The 16,125-nt window shown below is 47.2% G+C and carries 14 protein-coding genes and 2 pseudogenes; 8 read left to right on the forward strand and 8 right to left on the reverse strand.

Annotation, left to right across the window (positions count from 1 at the left end; genetic code table 11):
• Nucleotides 1-46: 46 nt before the first annotated feature.
• From LA360_RS20340 to LA360_RS20350, 3 genes and pseudogenes are all read right to left on the reverse strand, one after another.
• On the reverse strand, nt 47-664 hold the full coding sequence (locus LA360_RS20340; protein WP_089774954.1) for a helix-turn-helix domain-containing protein: 618 nt from the start codon (nt 662-664) through the stop codon (nt 47-49).
• Nucleotides 665-1,075: 411 nt separating this feature from the next.
• Nucleotides 1,076-2,557: pseudogene (locus tag LA360_RS31505) on the reverse strand (IS6 family transposase).
• Nucleotides 2,558-2,625: 68 nt separating this feature from the next.
• Nucleotides 2,626-4,352: pseudogene (locus tag LA360_RS20350) on the reverse strand (IS1634 family transposase).
• 161 nt (nt 4,353-4,513) lie between these two features.
• On the opposite strand from LA360_RS20350, the gene LA360_RS20355 reads away from it, so the two are divergent.
• Both LA360_RS20355 and LA360_RS20360 read left to right on the forward strand, forming a co-directional pair.
• Entirely contained in the window at nt 4,514-4,816 is a 303-nt protein-coding gene (locus LA360_RS20355; protein WP_057572613.1) for a type II toxin-antitoxin system RelB/DinJ family antitoxin, read from the forward strand.
• A gap of 4 nt (nt 4,817-4,820) precedes the next feature.
• A complete protein-coding gene (locus LA360_RS20360; protein ID WP_080664617.1) occupies nt 4,821-5,135 on the forward strand; it encodes a type II toxin-antitoxin system RelE/ParE family toxin in 315 nt (104 codons plus the stop codon).
• Nucleotides 5,136-5,360: 225 nt separating this feature from the next.
• Here the strand turns inward: LA360_RS20360 and LA360_RS20365 are convergent, their stop codons facing one another.
• The 4 genes from LA360_RS20365 to LA360_RS20380 all read right to left on the reverse strand — a co-directional run bounded on the left by LA360_RS20365 (nt 5,361) and on the right by LA360_RS20380 (nt 8,486).
• A complete protein-coding gene (locus LA360_RS20365) occupies nt 5,361-5,657 on the reverse strand; it encodes a hypothetical protein (protein ID WP_057573142.1) in 297 nt (98 codons plus the stop codon).
• A complete protein-coding gene (locus LA360_RS20370; protein ID WP_112481587.1) occupies nt 5,657-6,469 on the reverse strand; it encodes an ExeA family protein in 813 nt (270 codons plus the stop codon). The genes LA360_RS20365 and LA360_RS20370 overlap by 1 nt, the downstream gene beginning before the upstream one ends.
• Nucleotides 6,462-7,877 (reverse strand): DDE-type integrase/transposase/recombinase, encoded by a 1,416-nt coding sequence (locus LA360_RS20375; RefSeq protein WP_112481523.1) that lies wholly within the window; start codon nt 7,875-7,877, stop codon nt 6,462-6,464. Before LA360_RS20375 ends, LA360_RS20370 begins: the two co-directional genes overlap by 8 nt.
• Before the next feature lie 78 nt (nt 7,878-7,955).
• Nucleotides 7,956-8,486 carry a DUF6431 domain-containing protein gene (locus LA360_RS20380; protein ID WP_146774921.1) on the reverse strand — a complete coding sequence of 177 codons (531 nt, stop codon included), beginning with the start codon at nt 8,484-8,486 and terminating at the stop codon, nt 7,956-7,958.
• Nucleotides 8,487-8,836: 350 nt separating this feature from the next.
• Here LA360_RS20380 and LA360_RS20385 point away from each other — a divergent pair, with 350 nt between their 5' ends.
• Nucleotides 8,837-10,042 (forward strand): IS256 family transposase, encoded by a 1,206-nt coding sequence (locus LA360_RS20385; protein ID WP_174713906.1) that lies wholly within the window; start codon nt 8,837-8,839, stop codon nt 10,040-10,042.
• Between the two features lie 45 nt (nt 10,043-10,087).
• The gene (locus LA360_RS20390; protein WP_112481524.1) at nt 10,088-10,300 is read left to right on the forward strand and encodes a hypothetical protein; all 213 of its coding nucleotides are present in this window, start codon (nt 10,088-10,090) and stop codon (nt 10,298-10,300) included.
• On the opposite strand, the gene LA360_RS20395 is transcribed toward LA360_RS20390, so the two are convergent.
• Nucleotides 10,297-10,572 (reverse strand): hypothetical protein, encoded by a 276-nt coding sequence (locus LA360_RS20395; protein ID WP_112481525.1) that lies wholly within the window; start codon nt 10,570-10,572, stop codon nt 10,297-10,299. The two genes, LA360_RS20390 and LA360_RS20395, sit on opposite strands and share 4 nt — an antisense overlap.
• A 759-nt stretch (nt 10,573-11,331) precedes the next feature.
• Between LA360_RS20395 and LA360_RS20400 the strand changes: the two genes are divergently transcribed.
• The 4 genes from LA360_RS20400 to ilvD all read left to right on the forward strand — a co-directional run bounded on the left by LA360_RS20400 (nt 11,332) and on the right by ilvD (nt 16,082).
• Nucleotides 11,332-12,693 carry an alanine/glycine:cation symporter family protein gene (locus tag LA360_RS20400; protein WP_112481526.1) on the forward strand — a complete coding sequence of 454 codons (1,362 nt, stop codon included), beginning with the start codon at nt 11,332-11,334 and terminating at the stop codon, nt 12,691-12,693.
• A 162-nt stretch (nt 12,694-12,855) separates the two neighbouring features.
• A complete protein-coding gene (locus LA360_RS30705) occupies nt 12,856-13,008 on the forward strand; it encodes a VOC family protein (protein ID WP_330378534.1) in 153 nt (50 codons plus the stop codon).
• A 268-nt stretch (nt 13,009-13,276) separates the two neighbouring features.
• On the forward strand, nt 13,277-13,999 hold the full coding sequence (locus LA360_RS20410; protein WP_112481527.1) for a FadR/GntR family transcriptional regulator: 723 nt from the start codon (nt 13,277-13,279) through the stop codon (nt 13,997-13,999).
• A gap of 361 nt (nt 14,000-14,360) precedes the next feature.
• Nucleotides 14,361-16,082: a dihydroxy-acid dehydratase gene (gene ilvD, locus LA360_RS20415; RefSeq protein ID WP_089774943.1), complete on the forward strand. Its 1,722-nt coding sequence runs from the start codon at nt 14,361-14,363 to the stop codon at nt 16,080-16,082.
• Nucleotides 16,083-16,125: the final 43 nt, after the last annotated feature.

A 16,125-nucleotide genomic window follows, 5' to 3' on the forward strand; every position in this document is an offset into this window, starting at 1 on the left:
CAGCCCCTTTTTCTTTATTATACCAAAGAAAGGGGAAACACGCCACTCAGGGAGTTCGCTGTAGTATTAGCATTTGACTTTTTTGTAACTCCAATTCCACTTTTTCTTTCGTCTCCGCGATTTCATCAATAGCTGCTTGAGTAGCTTCATTTGGATTTTCACCAACAGATTTCAGAGCACTCTGGTAGATGAAATTCATCTTTTCCCATTTCAACAGGTCATTAAGCACCTTATAATTTCTGATATTTAAAAGAGCGTCCTGCAAGGCTAATGTATGTTCTTTTCCTCTGGAAAAATAGCCAAATTCCAGATAAGAGGAAAGGATGTGATTGAACTGGATAGATACTGTTTCATCCTTTAATAGCTTATCTTCCCCACGCTCGCCGGTAATCCGGAGGATGCCAGAATTACAAAGCACCATAAGTACACCCATCAGATCGCCGACTGTTTCCAGACGGAGTCCGGCAGTATCGCTACCGTTTAGGGCGTTATAACTTACACCAAGAGCAGCTGCAATCTTCTCTAACTGAGGAGGTTGTGGCTGCATTTTATTTGTCTCATATTTTCGTACGGAAACTGGGTGTATACCGGTTAGTTCAGCCAGCTTGTCTTGGGTGATACCGATTTGCTTTCTGCAATATTTTATTTTTTCGCCAATGGTCATTTTAATCACCTTCCATGTATCGAGATAGCTACATTATACCATGTGGCAAATTTTTTGGCTACCTGCAATTTAAAATACTTGACAATAGCGAAGCCGCCACATATAATGAAGATATGTAAAGTAGCGAAAACACTACAAAAAGAAGGTGGTGTCAAGTGAGTTATGAAAAACCTAAGGCCGTAAAAAACGGCCGGATTAGAACCTTGAAAATGGCAGACTGGTAAGGTGCCGGCAGTTTACGCCACCCTTGACAGCACTCCAAACCAATGCTCTGAACGTCTTACCGATGGCGAAGAACTCAAGAACAGATTCAGTTTCACCATCGTTGTCACAGCATGGTAGCATTGGTTTGGCGTGCCATCAAGGGCAGGTCCCTCCGGGACGGCTGCGTTTTTACCTCTGGCTTGGAATCTAAGAACAGATTTCGCCGAGGTTCTGATGTTCCTGTAAATGAAGAATTGTCTGCTGCCCGAACAGGATCAGGAGCTGCCACTTCCCAGGCTTATTGTCCGCACCTTCCAGCAGATCGACCTTGTTTAGGACCTGATAATGGTTGTGCCTGTGAGGACGCAGAAAATTATAATAGGCAACCCACAAAGCTACGTTATAGTTGGCACCGTTGTAATTATCATAACCGCAGCTGACTCGGTAAGTCGATTTAAAGGTACGGTTGAGCCGTTCAATCATCTGTTTGTACGGGCGGAACTCTTTAGAGACGGCATCATTGTTTGTGAGCCCAATCACCTGCGTGATGTTAAACTTGAAATCATCGCCCGGTTCCTTAGCGAATTGTAAAGCGGCCAGAGGATAGGCGCTGTAACCATCGGCAATGAAACGGAACGTATCCGGGAGCTTCTTCATGCCCCGGAAAGCCATGCGCATGGCAAGGATGCATGGGCCAACTGAGCGGTTGTCGGAAACCTGGTAACCGAGAATGGAGCGGGAGGCGGCGTCCATAATAAACCAGATGTAGCCTTTGATGCCGCGGACCTTGATATAGGTTTCAGCGGCAGTGAATACAGAGGATTTCGGGTAATCATAATGGTCAACAAAGGGTTTGATGACCACGGCGGCTGTTCTGGCATTGTTGGCAACCTGCTGGTGAGAGATGCGGATGCCATAGAGGTCATGGAGGGCCTGTGCGGTCTTGCGCAGGGAAAGCTGGAGGTTCACATGCATGGTAAGACACAGGGACATGATGTGAGCGTTATGCTTAGAAAACTTGAGTGAGGAGGCGTTCCTGGGCAGGGAATCCAAGTCCATGCGGAAGAAATCCACGGTGAATTCCCGGTAAAGATAATGGAGCTTATATCTATTCTTACCGAACTCCTCCTTAAGGTGCTCTTTATCAACCTTGGAAAGGTTATGCGGTTAGAACGGGTACTTTGGGCTGACACACTTGTGCAGTCGAAAAAAACTTACGGTCTTTTTAGGGACGAGGGAATGTCCGCAGTAGGGGCAGACAAAACGGACCGGAGTGGAGACAAGGTCCCCGGTAACGAAGGTCTGTCCGCAGACTTTATACTGGTACTGGCCGTTGCCGCCGTTGTTATCGTAGAGATAGTGATGCGGGGCACCGCAGAGAGGGCAGACGACATCATCTGGTATGGACTTCCCATTGCGTCGCTGGACCGGCTTAACTGTTTTACCATATTTCCAGAGATAGTATTCAAGAAGGAACTGCCAGTCCTGTTGAATGAAGGGCTTGATAACAGGGAGACGGTCAGTGGTAAATTTCTGGTAATTAGGGGAATGGGAGTCATCGAAGGCCCACTGCTTGAGAGGAATGAATCTACAGATCAGATTCAGGAGCCAGCAAATCGTTTTATATTGTTCTTGAATTACAGTAAGTAAATAGAGTATAATCTCATCTTTGACAGTTGATGAGTACAAAATATCCCCACAAACCTGTAAATATGGGCTTTGTGGGGATTTGCTGCTTCGTTTTAATATATGGTAATTTATTCCCTGCCTTTACTTTTTTTCTGAATTGTTTTCATGTGCCGTTTCGTAATGAACTCGTAGTCTGTATGGAAACCACAGGCCTGATGCAGTGCATCTGTTAATTTATCCCTTTTGTACAAAGACATAAAGCCCTGCTCCTGTACGCTTGCGAAGTCCATACCACGCAGCTTTTCCAAGATGGTTTCCCAGGTATATTTTCCGCCCAGTTCCTTTTCAAGGTATCCGTATACAACGAGTGCCAGAAAGCATGAAAGGAAATGCGCTTTTATCCGGGTTTCATTCTGCAAGTATACAGAGCGTGCTTCAAAATCCGTTTTCATGATCCGGAAGCATTCCTCTATCTGCCACCTACCCTCGCTCACTTTTAAAATATCCGCCACATTGTCATCCAAAAGGTCTGTCGCGACAGCATAAAGCCCGTCATGAAGAGTTTCTTCTGAGATTTTATCCGTATCAAGATAATGATGTATCTTAGCCGCTTCGCCTTCCCCAGTGACCGCCATTTTTCCTATGAACCTTGCCGGGGCATTCGGATTTTTCCGTTCCTTTTTATGCTGCCGGAATTAATCATCTTCTGTGCCCTTTCTATCTGGCGGCCGCGGATTGTTTTCTGGTATCTGGCATATTTGGGAGAGTAGGTGATGATAAGCCTCTGGTGCAGCTTATGCGGGGTATAAGGCATATCTTTATAATAAAGGCCGCTGTCATCTTCCGGGAGATTTGAAATGTCAACAGGTTTATCGTCAGAAAGCCTTTTGAAGCCTTTTTTATCAAGTGCCCATCCTTTGTCCTCTGCCCGCAGTTTTTTTATGGACTGGGTGACAATAAAGGCACGCTCCCCCATATGGTTATATGTCCTGATTTTTTCTGAGCCGAGACCGGCATCGCTGCAGTAAATGAATTTCCGGCATCCGAACTCCGAAAGGACTTTTTCTTCCAGTGGTTTCAAAGAAGTCTTTTCATTTGCATTTCCCGGGAAAAGGGAAAATGCAAGCGGAATACCGTCACCGTCCATAAACAGTCCCATCTGTACGATAGGGTTCAGGCGGTGTTCTTTGCTTTTGCCGTATTTCTTTTCTCCGGCTTCCTGCTCAATTTCAAAGTAAAAGTTCGTACAGTCATAGTAAAGGAGCCTGTCATTCCTTATGCCAAGGAGATGGCTGTTTTTATATAGTTCTGCCTGGATAAAATCACATTCCTTCCCGAAGATATCCAGGGCACGGTAAACATCATGCAGTTCATAGGAAGGGGGTTCCAAAAAATCGGACACGGCCTTAAAAGTTGAACGTTTGCTGGCAGGTTCAAGGATCCTGGCGTAAACGATATCGGACAGGACAGCATTGATATCATATTTAAATCTGTATCTGTCCCTTAACTTCCGGCAGGTTTTATCAAGCTGCAGGCGGTAATAAATGGCCTGGAGAAAAAGATATCCACCATGATAGCGCACCTGCTGGTCATATGGGAGTTTTCTGTCGGCATGAAAAGTGATCTGTACAGCTTTTTCTTTTAACCCGTCTTTATATTTTTGGGTTTCGATCCGCGTTTCCTCACGGGCCCATGCGACCACATCATCGCGCGTGGGCCCGTGTTCTTTGATCAGTTCATTTAAAGTGCCGAGCTTTCGGACGATGACAGAAGTATTTGCCCCTTTATCATTGATATAGCCTTTGGAGATATAAAAGGATTCTGAATTTTTAGATTTGGAAGATATCACCCGCATAAAAATCACCGTTTTTCTTTTATCATACAATAACAGATGTAAATGATAATATAACTGATATAGGATGTAGATATGATTTAGTGCTTGGTAAATAATATTGCAAATTACAGTTGAATAGTAACAACAAATGCGTTACAATTAGATAAAGGAGATGAATGCAAATGGAAAAATCAGCAACTTTAAATTTGAGAGTAAATCCAAGTGTAAAACAGCGTGCAGAAGATGTGTTGTCACGTTTAGGAATCCCAATGTCGACAGCAATCGATATGTATTTAAATCAGATTTCGTTGACTGGTGGTATTCCTTTTTCTGTAACTCTGCCAAAAGCACCTGTATCTGTTAATGCTGATCTGATGAATGTAGAAGAAATTCATGCAAAGCTACATGAAGGATACGAGGATGTTAAGGCAGGCAGAGTGCAGGATGCAGCTTCCGCATTTGCAAAGTTCCGGGAGAATCATTGATATCATGCAGTATAAAGTACAAATTACCGATAAAGCATTGGCTGATATGGAAGAAATTTATTCCTATATTGCAGAGCAACTACAAGCATCGGAAAATGCAATGGGACAATATAACCGAATTGCAAAGGCGATTGAAGGATTAGATATGTTTCCAGAGCGAGTGCGGGTGATGGAATCAGAGCCGGAACATAGCATGGGATTAAGACAGTTTCCGATAGACAACTTTTCTGCTTTTTATGTGATTGAAGATGATAAAGTGGTTGTAGTAAGAGTGCTTTACAGTGCTTCGGATATTAGTAGAAGGTTGTTGGAAAGATAGGAATAAACTTCAGAAAAAGATTGCTTTATCCGAATGAGATTGGTATCATAAAAGCGTGGCAACACTTTGGCAACATGTTACTGACCTCCTGATATGACGCTGACCAGATTTGTTCATTTTTCAGCAGGCTGCTCTAACTCATGTCAGTCATTGCGGTGGCTTCTGGGTGGATTTCTCCACCCTTAAAACCATCGTTTTGATAGAGAGTGCTCCTGCATAGGCTTTTCAGTCAAATGGAAGCACGCCTTGATCTTTGACAACTTCATACTGCTTTGCATGCGGCGATTTGAACCTGCGCAGTTTACTGCTGACGTTATCCATATGCTCCTGAAGATCTTCAAGCTGTCCGCTGATGTCATCCATGGCGATCCTGATATCCCCATGGAGCAGTTCTATGGAATTGAGGGCTTCCTCCAGTTCGTCCCGGATGTCCATGTATTCCTCCAGCAGATCCAATACGCCGGACTGGCGCATGCGGTCAGCAAAGGTCTCTGCCGGGCGATGTTCTTTGTTCTGAACCATCAGGCCTCACCTCCCAGCATCTCATGTTCGAGGACAAACCTTACCTGATGTTCGTCCGTGAGACGCTTTCCCTGCTGGCTGGCGTACATCAGGCAGCCGTTACAGATCCGGTTGATGCGCCTTGGGATCCCCGTGGACTCGCGGAAGCTCTCGTCCATGGCCTTATCGGTAAAGATATCCTGCCTGCCTCCGGCATACGCAAGGTGGGAACGGATATATCTTTCCGTCTGCGCACGGTCAAGATGGGGCAGGATGCAGCTTAAATCAATCCGCTGCCTGACGGCCGCATACCGCTGGAGCCGGAGTTTATCCCACAGCTCCGTCTGCCCGACGAGCACGAGTGCCATAGGGCTCATAGAATCGAATTTATAATTCAGCAGGAAGCGGAATTCCTCAATGGTCTCTTTTTCCAGAAGGTGTGCTTCATCCAGGATGCAGACGACTTTCCTGCCCTGCACGCCGCGGATGATCTCCACCTCCTTCTGAAGCTGCCTCTTGGCATCGCCGCGGTAGAACTTTGATTCCACGCCCAGCTGGTCGAGCATGCCTTTGTAGAACCATCTTGGGGTCAGTTTGGAGTCCGACAGGTAGAGGAAGATATATTCCTCTTTGGGGAGCGTCTCCACAAAACGGCGCACCAGCGTTGACTTGCCGCACCCGGCATCCGCCGTCACCACGGCGAACAGCTGGCGGTCTGCCACATAAGACAGGCGCCCAAGGGTGTCCGCCATCGCCGGTGACTCATACAGCATCCCCGACGGGATATCGCGCACGAAAGGGAGACGCTGCATTTCGTAAAAAGCTTTATACATTGCTGCCACCATCCTTCCTGTACTGTCCGAAAGAGATGGCATCTGCCATGTGCTTTTTGGATGCTGCGCTCTTCTTTTCCAGCGCCTCCAGCATACGGGAATTATCCGGCTCCGTTTCCTGCATGGAAATCGGCAGGGGGTCTTTTTTATCACAAAACGGCCTCATTTCGAGCGGCTTTGCGGTAAACGGTTCAATCCCTTTATGGCGGATCGTGATGGTTTCCGGCGAAGCAGGGTCATAGGAAATCTCCACCCGGAAACCGATAAGGGACGGTTTTGTCTCATATTTGCGGCCCTGAAAGCTGATACAGCCGCCCTTGTCAACAAGGCGTTCTTCATGATGGAGGAACGCTTCCGCCACTACGGATGTATCCAGGAACTTTAAAGGCCGGCAGTCCCGGTTCCACTCCTGGAGAGGGGTGATCCCTTCTGGTGGGACGGGCATGCCAAGGCTCTCATAATACTCCCGGATGCCCTCGTGCGGCTGCTTATGGTAGTATTCCTCCAGGTAGTTTTTCCAGTGCCGGTTAAGCTCTTCCAGTGTTTTGACCTTATGGATCCGGGCCTCCCTGAGAAAAGCATCGGCCACCTGATGGAATTTTTCTATTTTCCCCTTTGATTTTCCGCTGCGGACTTTTGCGTGCCGAACCGTAATCCCAAGTCTGGCAAGGGAGAATTTCAGCTGTTTTGCCACATACTGCGAACCGTTGTCAAAGTATACGGCATCACAAGCCCCGGCCTTCAAGAGGACGTTCCGGAAGGTATCCTCCACGATGCTTTCCTCCTGGTTGTCATAAAACCGGGAATGGACCAGGTATCTGGAGTGGTCATCGATGGCGGAGGACAGATATGTCTGCACCATCGCCCCGTTTTTCCCTATGGGGAGCTTACACCCATACTTGATATCAGCCTGCAGCATCATCATCCTGTTGGGCTTGCAGAAACGTTTGGACGAGCTTTCGCGTGCGCTTGCGTATGTCTGCATCTGTCTCGTGCCGAAACCGGCTTTATAAAGGTGACGCTGCAGGGTAGGGCGCTTGAGTACGCCCGGCTCCGCCCAGCCCTCCTGCTCCAGGATGAAGATGATCTGCTCCACGCTCCGCCTGGGTACTTCCTTCCTCAGTTGGATTGCCTGCTCCACAATCTTCCGGTAATTATCCGGCAGCCTCCCGGAGACAACCGCCTGAGCCGGCACGACGGGTTTGAGACCCTCGAAGCCTTTTTCTTCATAGGCGGCAAGGTACCGGAAGATGGTACGCTCGGATAAGCCTGACTTTGAGGCTGCTTCTTCCCGCAGCTGGCTGCGTTTGGCGGGATCCAGGCTCTCATCAAGCAGTGGCGCGATCAAGGTGTAGCGTGAGAGCGCCTCGTTATCCCTCCAGTTTAAATCTTTTTTGATTGTCTGCATGGTATGCACCTCCTTTTTGGACAGCATACCGCAAAAAGCGCTGACAGCCAAAACAAAGTGGGTGCATATAAGATGTCCTCAGACGGATACCAGGAAACCGCCTGAGTTATAGACCATGCGCAGGACAGCGGGAAGCCACCTGTCACAGGATTTCCTAATTGTTTCCAAAATGGCCGCGCCGGCCAGTCCGGGATTCCTTAAGAGGCTCATAGCCTGCCGACAGTAACCTTCTGTCCGGGAGAAGTTTGCCATAAGCCAGTGGTGCCACCGCCGTATGGTTTCATCACAAGGATAATCCTCGTTCATGGTATCCTCCGGCATGATATCACCATCCAGCACGGCAGCGATAAGGTCGGAGCCATAATGCTTATAAGGGACGAGCTTATCAGGGAGAAGACTGTGAAGCCTCCGGCAGCCCTCATTGTCACACCGTCTCCGCTCAATCATCAGCCACACCACCTGTCCGCCATCCAGCTTCATGATTCGTGGTTTCCAGTCACGGTGGCTGACAGGGGACCGGCATATGGGGCATATACAATTTTCGTTACAATGGATAGTAATTACGCCATCCCCCTTGTCAGATTCCGTGTACTCTGATACAATAATCATGGTTTTATCATGAGTCTCAGAGGACACAACTTAGCGGGAGGGTCTTCTGGGACTTTCTCTTTCTGTAGAATGTTCATTGACATTATACAGAGCAAGTCTCTGACATTCAAGCAGAGCAGTATGGATGACAAATTAGCTTAGCAACAACAGCAACAGTAAATCAGTAAGCTAGAATAATATATGTAATTGAGATAAAATATCGGTAGAATAAACATAAAACTTAAACGGGAGTATGAAAGTTTTTCTGTAAATAGCTATCAAGCAGTAGGTCTTCTATGATAAAATCTATTATCATAAGGAGGCCTATTATTATGGCGAGAAGAGAAAAGCAACCTGTACACAAGGTAGTTATGACGGAGGGCAAAAGGAACATTGTCCATCAGTTGTTGGAGGAGTATGACATCCAGACTGCTGAGGACATCCAGGAGGCCCTGAAAGACCTTCTGGGAAGTACCCTGAAAGAGATGATGGAGGCTGAGATGGATGACCACCTCGGTTATGAAAAATCGGAACGTTCTGATTCCGACGATTACCGCAACGGCTACAAGCCCAAGAGAATCAACAGCAGCTTCGGGAGCATGGACATCCAGGTGCCCCAGGACAGGAAGTCGACGTTTGAGCCACAGGTAGTAAAAAAGCGGCAAAAGGATATCTCCAGTATCGACCAGAAGATCATCTCCATGTATGCAAAAGGCATGACCACCAGCCAGATATCCGACACGCTGATGGATATCTATGGGTTCGAGGCTTCTGAGGGTTTCATTTCGGATGTGACGGACAAGCTTCTTCCACAGATCGAAGACTGGCAGAACCGCCCGCTGGAGGAGGTTTACCCGGTAGTCTATATTGACGCAATCCATTATTCTGTCCGGGAGAACGGAGTGATCCGCAAGCTTGCCGCCTATGTCATCCTTGGCCTCACGCTGGAAGGGAAAAAGGAAGTTTTAAGTATACAAATCGGGGAAAATGAGAGTTCCAAGTACTGGCTCTCTGTCCTGAATGAGCTGAAGAACCGCGGAGTGAAAGATATCCTCATCCTCTGCTCAGACGGACTCACGGGCATTAAGGAGGCCATATCGGCAGCATTCCCGAAGACGGAACAACAGCGCTGCATCGTGCATATGGTACGCAACACACTCAAATATGTCTCTGACAAAGACCGGAAAGCATTCTCCACAGATCTGAAAACTATCTACCACGCTGCGAACGAGGAGAAAGCCCTGGAGGCGCTGGAGAAGGTGACAGAAAAGTGGACGCCGAAATATCCGAATTCTATGAAGCGCTGGCACGACAACTGGGATGTAGTCTCGCCGATCTTTAAGTTCTCAATGGAGGTGCGAAAGGTGATCTACACGACCAACGCCATAGAGAGCCTCAATTCCACCTACCGCAAGCTCAACCGCCAGAGGAGCGTATTCCCCGGCAGCACAGCGCTTCTGAAGGCATTGTATCTGGCGACCTTTGAGGCCACGAAGAAATGGACAATGCCCATCCGCAACTGGGGGCAGGTTTACGGGGAACTGTCGATCATGTATGAAGGCCGACTGCCGGAATAAGTACACACAGGCATAGGTGTACACCTATCCGGAAAGGAGTCATCCATGTATGGATTTTCAAAATATGAGGCGCAGGGAAGGTATGATGAGTGGAATACCACACAGGTCAAGCTGAAACTGAACAACAAGACAGATGCCGATATCCTTGCTTGGATCAGGAAGCAGAAATACAGCCGGGATACCTCCGTACAGGGAGCCATTAAATCCCTGATACGGGCGGATATATCCGGGAGCCAGGCTGAAGGGGCGCAGGGCTAATTCTCCCACGCTTTACATTCGTTGGCTGTCTGAAGTTCGGACAGGGATTCCATGACCGCCAGATAATCGATCCCTTCCACAACAGTGCCTGTACCAGGGTCAAACAATTCATCATCCGCGGAAGCGTTCGGGTTATAAGATTTCAGTTCGCGGTCGTACCATTCATAGATATCATTATATAAGTCTGCGGCCTGATCCAGCAAAGCCTGCAGTTTATTGATTTTTACCCTGATATTTTCTGGCACAAAGGGTTCGTCTGTTTTTAGCTTCATGAGATACCTCCTGATGATCTTATATCAGAAGTGTACCACATTTGATAGATCTTTCCAAAATATCTTGACAGAAGCCAAAAGCATCCGTATAGTAAAGGTAGGTGGTCACGACAGCCACCTACCTTTCTCATTAACCTATCATAGAAGATTTCAATTTACAGACTTTTTTTCATACCCTCACTTAAACAAAAATGTTTAATATCCTCAAAGAACACGCCGAGTGGGAATAATAAACCCCGCCGCATCTCATAAGAAATCATATAATCGCAAATATAAAAGCTGGGAATCTTGGAATACAGGAAACTCAGCTTTTTCCATTTCTATTTACATACCATAAATATTCTGCCAAGCTGAAAATGAGATAAATTTTAAAAAACCATAAAATTAACTAAAAATCTCTAAAAACCAGATAAACAATCATTGAATTTATAGATAGAGTATGATAAAATAAAAACAATCTATAAAAAAATCCTTTTTCTAACGGCGAAGGTATAGGCTTTTTCTTTGTGAATAATTGAGTACTATGCTGGAGGAATAAGGAAAACTCCAGGGAGATTTTGTGAGAGCGCGAAAGCGCAGGACAGATATAAGCGTCCATAGAATCTTCCATGCTCACAGGCAAAAGGGAGGCATACTTTCCCATCTATGGTGGGTGTCCCTATTGTATGTTTACATCCCGCTCTTTGGAGCGCTGATTATATCAGCACAAATATGAATGCCGCTATATGCGGCCAATTAAACGTATAGGGGGAATTAGGAATGGACGTTATTACAAATCTTGTAGCAAAAGGTAACAGCTTTCTCTGGAGTTTTCTGCTGATTGTTCTTCTGTGCGGCACCGGAATTTACTACACGATCCGCTTGAGGTTCATTCAGGTGAGAAAGTTTGGTGAAGGCTGGAAACTGGTATTCGGGCACCTCAGCCTTAACGGAGAGAAGCACGAAAAAGGTGAGATGTCACCGTTCCAGTCAATTGCAACCGCAATTGCAGCCCAGGTTGGTACCGGCAACCTGGCAGGCGCCGCCACTGCTCTTTTAGGAGGCGGACCTGGTGCTATATTCTGGATGTGGGTAAGTGCATTCTTTGGTATGTCAACCATTTATGCAGAGGCAACTCTGGCCCAGAACTTTAAGACTGAGATAAATGGTGAGGTAACCGGCGGTCCTGTTTATTACATAAAGGCAGCTTTTAAGGGCACTCTTGGCAAGGTTCTTGCGGGATTATTTGCAATCTTTATTGTGCTTGCGCTGGGATTCATGGGCAACATGGTTCAGGCTAACTCTATCGGCGCTGCATTTACAGAGGCTTTCGGAGCATTTAACATTACTATTTCTCCGGTTGTCATAGGCGTTATCGTAGCAGCCGTAGCAGCATTTGTTTTCCTGGGTGGAACACAGAGGCTTGCATCCGTTGTTGAGAAGGTAGTTCCTATCATGGCAGGCGTGTATATTGTGGGAAGCCTGATTATTATTATAATGAATATTACTAATCTTCCTGCAGCTATTAAGATGATTTTTGTTGGCGCATTTGCTCCTCAGGCAGTATTAGGCGCAGGCGCAGGTATTGCAGTCAAAGAAGCCATCCGTTTCGGTGTTGCCAGAGGCCTTTTCTCCAACGAGGCTGGTATGGGTTCCACACCTCATGCTCATGCAAGGGCAACTGCGGAGAATCCTCATAAGCAGGGACTTTGCGCTATGATCAGCGTATTTATCGATACATTTGTAATCCTTAACCTGACTGTATTTTCCGTACTGACCACAGGCGCTCTTGAGTCTGGCAAGAACGGCACCGCTCTTACACAGGCTGCGTTCATGAAAGGATTTGGTACCTTTGGTATTGTATTTGTTGCGGTCTGCCTTTTATTCTTCGCGTTCTCTACGATTCTGGGCTGGCATTTCTTTGGCCTTATCAATGCGAAGTATCTGTTTGGCGACAAGGCAGCAAAGGTGTATTCCTTATTAGTGGTAGCTTGTATCATTATCGGTTCCGCCCTGAAGCTGGAGTTGGTATGGGATTTGGCGGACTTCTTCAATGGTCTGATGGTTATACCTAATGCCATGGCACTGCTTGCCCTAAGCGGCCTGGTGGTGAAGATATGTAATAAGTACAGTGATAAATAGCATATGGTATACTTAAATAAATAATTTATCAACAGCAGCTTTTCTGGAATATTATCCGGGGGAGCTGCTGTTTTTTCTTTTCTTCCTTGTATCGAATGAAAATCTTGTTTGCCGGGCATTATTTATGGTAAAAGAGAAAGCGGAAATGAGGAAAGGCGAATCATGATTGACTCTATTGGAAAAATAACATTGTATGTGAAGAACCAAAAGGAAGCCAGGGATTTCTGGACAGAAAGGATGAGATTTATCGTGCGTCTGGAGCAGCAGATGGGCGCTGACCAGAAATGGCTGGAAGTGGAACCGGAGATATCATGAAAATGCCTTATGGCAGCATGTTTCAGTTCTATGATATGGATGGGAATGTGTTTCTGCTGAGAGAGGAAGTCAAGGTACATTAAATTTCCGTGTACGGTTCCGGGCCTTCCTTTTAAACGGATACCGGAGCCGGGAGATGAAAGTCTTCCGGACTGCGGGATGGATAGTTGGTGCATTCATACATGTATTTGTAAACCGGTTTAAAATATGTTAGAATAATTAGGATTCGATCACACAGCAATAACCGGGAAAGGATGTCTTTAGGAAAATGCAGAAGGCCAACAAAGGAGAACTGTCCAATCTGAAAAACAAACTGCTGGCAGAGCAGGTTCAGGAGCAGATATACCAGTATATACTGGACACACCCATAGACGTAGGAGCTAAGCTTCCCAATGAATTTGAGCTGGGAGACAGGTTCGGCGTGGGAAGGAGTACCATCCGGGAGGCGGTGAAGCTTTTGATTTCCAGAGGAATCCTGGAAGTCAGGAGAGGGTCTGGTACGTATGTGGTCAGCACTACGCCGGTGGACATGGACCCCCTGGGCCTGGGGGCTGTGGAGGACAAGATGGCCCTGGCTCTGGATTTGGTAAATGTCCGCATCATACTGGAGCCGGGAATCGCAGAGATGGCGGCCCTTAACGCAACAGAGGAGGATGTGGAGAAGCTGAGGAATCTGTGTGACAGTGTGGAACGGAAAATAAAGGTTGGAGACAGTTACATAGAAGACGACATCGCCTTTCATACCTGTGTGGCTGAATGCTCCAAGAATAAGGTGGTGGAACAGCTGATTCCCATTATTGATACGGCTGTCCTTATGTTTGTCAATGTAACCCATAAAAAGCTGACGGACGAGACCGTCATGACCCACAGGGCAGTGACGGATGCCATCGCGGAGCACGACCCAATCGGTGCCAAGACCGCCATGATGATGCATATGACTTTTAACAGGAATATGATTAGGCAGTTGATGAGGGATGGGCGTGAGGCGTAGGGTTGGGTATATTGGTAATATCAATAAGCAGTAATACCTATAAGTTAACGTATCTCCCGGAAACAGATAAAAGGGAATACTTTTCCTTATAGGTATTTTTTTGCGGCTAATTGAAAGAGAAAAACAAATACATCTGACAACTTTTGGCACAGACGTAAGACATACATGGCAAAAAATAAGAGAAATGTAATATACTGGGAAAACGGCAGCGTGCAATTGTGTATAATGCACAACTTTGTTAAATTTTTTTGACAATTAAGTAGAAAACAAGTCTGACGACTTGAAAGAATAATCCAGAAATGCTACTATAAAACTACAAATAAGTCAGACGTCAGATGCGAAGAAAAAGAGGAGGCATTTTATGGAACTGAACAGTCAAAGAGTAAGAGCGCTGGCACCGGAGAACGACCCGTTAAAAATCGGCATGGGGTGGAAGGTGGAGGACCTGGACAAACCACAGATTATGGTTGAGAGTACATTTGGCGACAGCCATCCGGGCAGCGCCCATTTGGACCAGTTAGTGAATGAAGCTATGCGGGGAATCGCGGATGCGGGCGGAAAGGGAGCCAGGTATTTTACCACAGACATATGTGACGGCATTGCCCAGGGGCATGACGGCATCAACTATTCCCTTGCGCACAGGGATATGATTGCCAATATGATTGAGATTCACGGCAATTCCACAGGGTTTGACGGCGGTGTGTTCATTGCAAGCTGCGACAAATCCGTACCGGCCTGCCTGATGGGACTGGCAAGACTTGATATGCCGTCCATCGTGGTGACTGGCGGTGTCATGGATGCGGGTCCCGACCTGTTGACTCTGGAGCAGATTGGCGCTTATTCAGCCATGTGCCAGAGAGGTGAAATTACCGAAGAAAAGCTTACCTATTATAAGCACAATGCCTGTCCATCCTGCGGTGCCTGTTCCTTCATGGGTACCGCCTCCACCATGCAGATCATGGCCGAATCACTGGGTCTGATGCTTCCCGGCTCTGCGCTGATGCCGGCAACCTGCGCGGACCTGAGGGAAATGGCATATAAGGCCGGTCTCCAGGTCATGGAACTGGCCGGGAAGGGCCTTAAGGTAAGCGATATCGTGACCATGAAGTCATTTGAGAATGCCATCATGGTGCATGCAGCCATATCCGGCTCTACCAATTCCCTGCTTCATATCCCTGCCATTGCCCATGAGCTGGGGCTGGAGATTGACGCCGACACATTTGACCGTATGCACAGAGGCGCCCACTATCTGCTGGATATCCGGCCTGCCGGTAAGTGGCCCGCACAGTTTTTCTACTATGCAGGCGGTGTCCCGGCAGTGATGGAAGAAATTAAGTCCATGCTCCATCTGGATGTGATGACAGTTACAGGAAAGACTTTGGGAGAGAATCTGGAAGAGCTTAAGGCCAATGGATTTTATGACAAATGCGACGGATACCTGAAAAAATGGGGTCTGAAGCGCACCGATGTTATCCGGACCTTTGAGGAGCCCATTGGAACAGACGGAACCGTGGCCATATTAAGAGGAAATCTGGCGCCGGAGGGTTCCGTGGTAAAACATTCTGCTGTTCCCAGGGAAATGTTTAAAGCGGTCCTGAGGGCGAAACCCTTTGACTGCGAGGAGGATGCCATTGAGGCAGTCATCTCCAGGAAGATACAGCCGGGAGATGCCGTGTTCATTCGGTATGAGGGACCTAAGGGGTCGGGAATGCCGGAAATGTTCTACACCACAGAGGCCATTTCCTCTGACCCGGAGCTGGGCAAGACCATAGCCCTTATCACGGACGGCAGGTTCTCCGGAGCATCCAAGGGACCGGCCATCGGACATGTATCACCTGAGGCAGCGGACGGAGGGCCCATTGCACTGGTGGAAGAGGATGACCTTATCCGGATTGATATTCCGGAACGCGTACTGGAAATCATAGGCGTAAAGGGTAAGGAGCTTCCCGGGGAAGAAGTGGAGCAGATTCTTGCAGAGCGCAGGAAGGCCTGGAAACCCAGGGAAGCAAAGTATAAGAAAGGTGTTCTTAAAATCTATTCCGAACATGCAGTATCTCCCATGAAAGGCGGATACATGGTCTGATTGGCGGAGACTGGCCGGCAAATATTTGTGTGAAATTATAGGA

The organism is Enterocloster clostridioformis, assembly GCF_020297485.1.
Lineage (GTDB): Bacteria > Bacillota > Clostridia > Lachnospirales > Lachnospiraceae > Enterocloster > Enterocloster clostridioformis.

What these genes read in the sequence shown, in the direction of transcription:
- LA360_RS20370 (WP_112481587.1), bottom strand. Translation starts at nt 6,469, where the DNA reads ATGTATAAAGCTTTTTACGAAATGCAGCGTCTCCCTTTCGTGCGCGAT.
- LA360_RS20400 (WP_112481526.1), top strand. Translation starts at nt 11,332, where the DNA reads ATGGACGTTATTACAAATCTTGTAGCAAAAGGTAACAGCTTTCTCTGG.
- LA360_RS30705 (WP_330378534.1), top strand. Translation starts at nt 12,856, where the DNA reads ATGATTGACTCTATTGGAAAAATAACATTGTATGTGAAGAACCAAAAG.
- LA360_RS20390 (WP_112481524.1), top strand. Translation starts at nt 10,088, where the DNA reads ATGTATGGATTTTCAAAATATGAGGCGCAGGGAAGGTATGATGAGTGG.
- LA360_RS20385 (WP_174713906.1), top strand. Translation starts at nt 8,837, where the DNA reads ATGACGGAGGGCAAAAGGAACATTGTCCATCAGTTGTTGGAGGAGTAT.
- LA360_RS20410 (WP_112481527.1), top strand. Translation starts at nt 13,277, where the DNA reads ATGCAGAAGGCCAACAAAGGAGAACTGTCCAATCTGAAAAACAAACTG.
- LA360_RS20340 (WP_089774954.1), bottom strand. Translation starts at nt 664, where the DNA reads ATGACCATTGGCGAAAAAATAAAATATTGCAGAAAGCAAATCGGTATC.
- LA360_RS20360 (WP_080664617.1), top strand. Translation starts at nt 4,821, where the DNA reads ATGCAGTATAAAGTACAAATTACCGATAAAGCATTGGCTGATATGGAA.
- LA360_RS20395 (WP_112481525.1), bottom strand. Translation starts at nt 10,572, where the DNA reads ATGAAGCTAAAAACAGACGAACCCTTTGTGCCAGAAAATATCAGGGTA.
- ilvD (WP_089774943.1), top strand. Translation starts at nt 14,361, where the DNA reads ATGGAACTGAACAGTCAAAGAGTAAGAGCGCTGGCACCGGAGAACGAC.
- LA360_RS20375 (WP_112481523.1), bottom strand. Translation starts at nt 7,877, where the DNA reads ATGCAGACAATCAAAAAAGATTTAAACTGGAGGGATAACGAGGCGCTC.
- LA360_RS20365 (WP_057573142.1), bottom strand. Translation starts at nt 5,657, where the DNA reads ATGGTTCAGAACAAAGAACATCGCCCGGCAGAGACCTTTGCTGACCGC.
- LA360_RS20355 (WP_057572613.1), top strand. Translation starts at nt 4,514, where the DNA reads ATGGAAAAATCAGCAACTTTAAATTTGAGAGTAAATCCAAGTGTAAAA.
- LA360_RS20380 (WP_146774921.1), bottom strand. Translation starts at nt 8,486, where the DNA reads ATGATTATTGTATCAGAGTACACGGAATCTGACAAGGGGGATGGCGTA.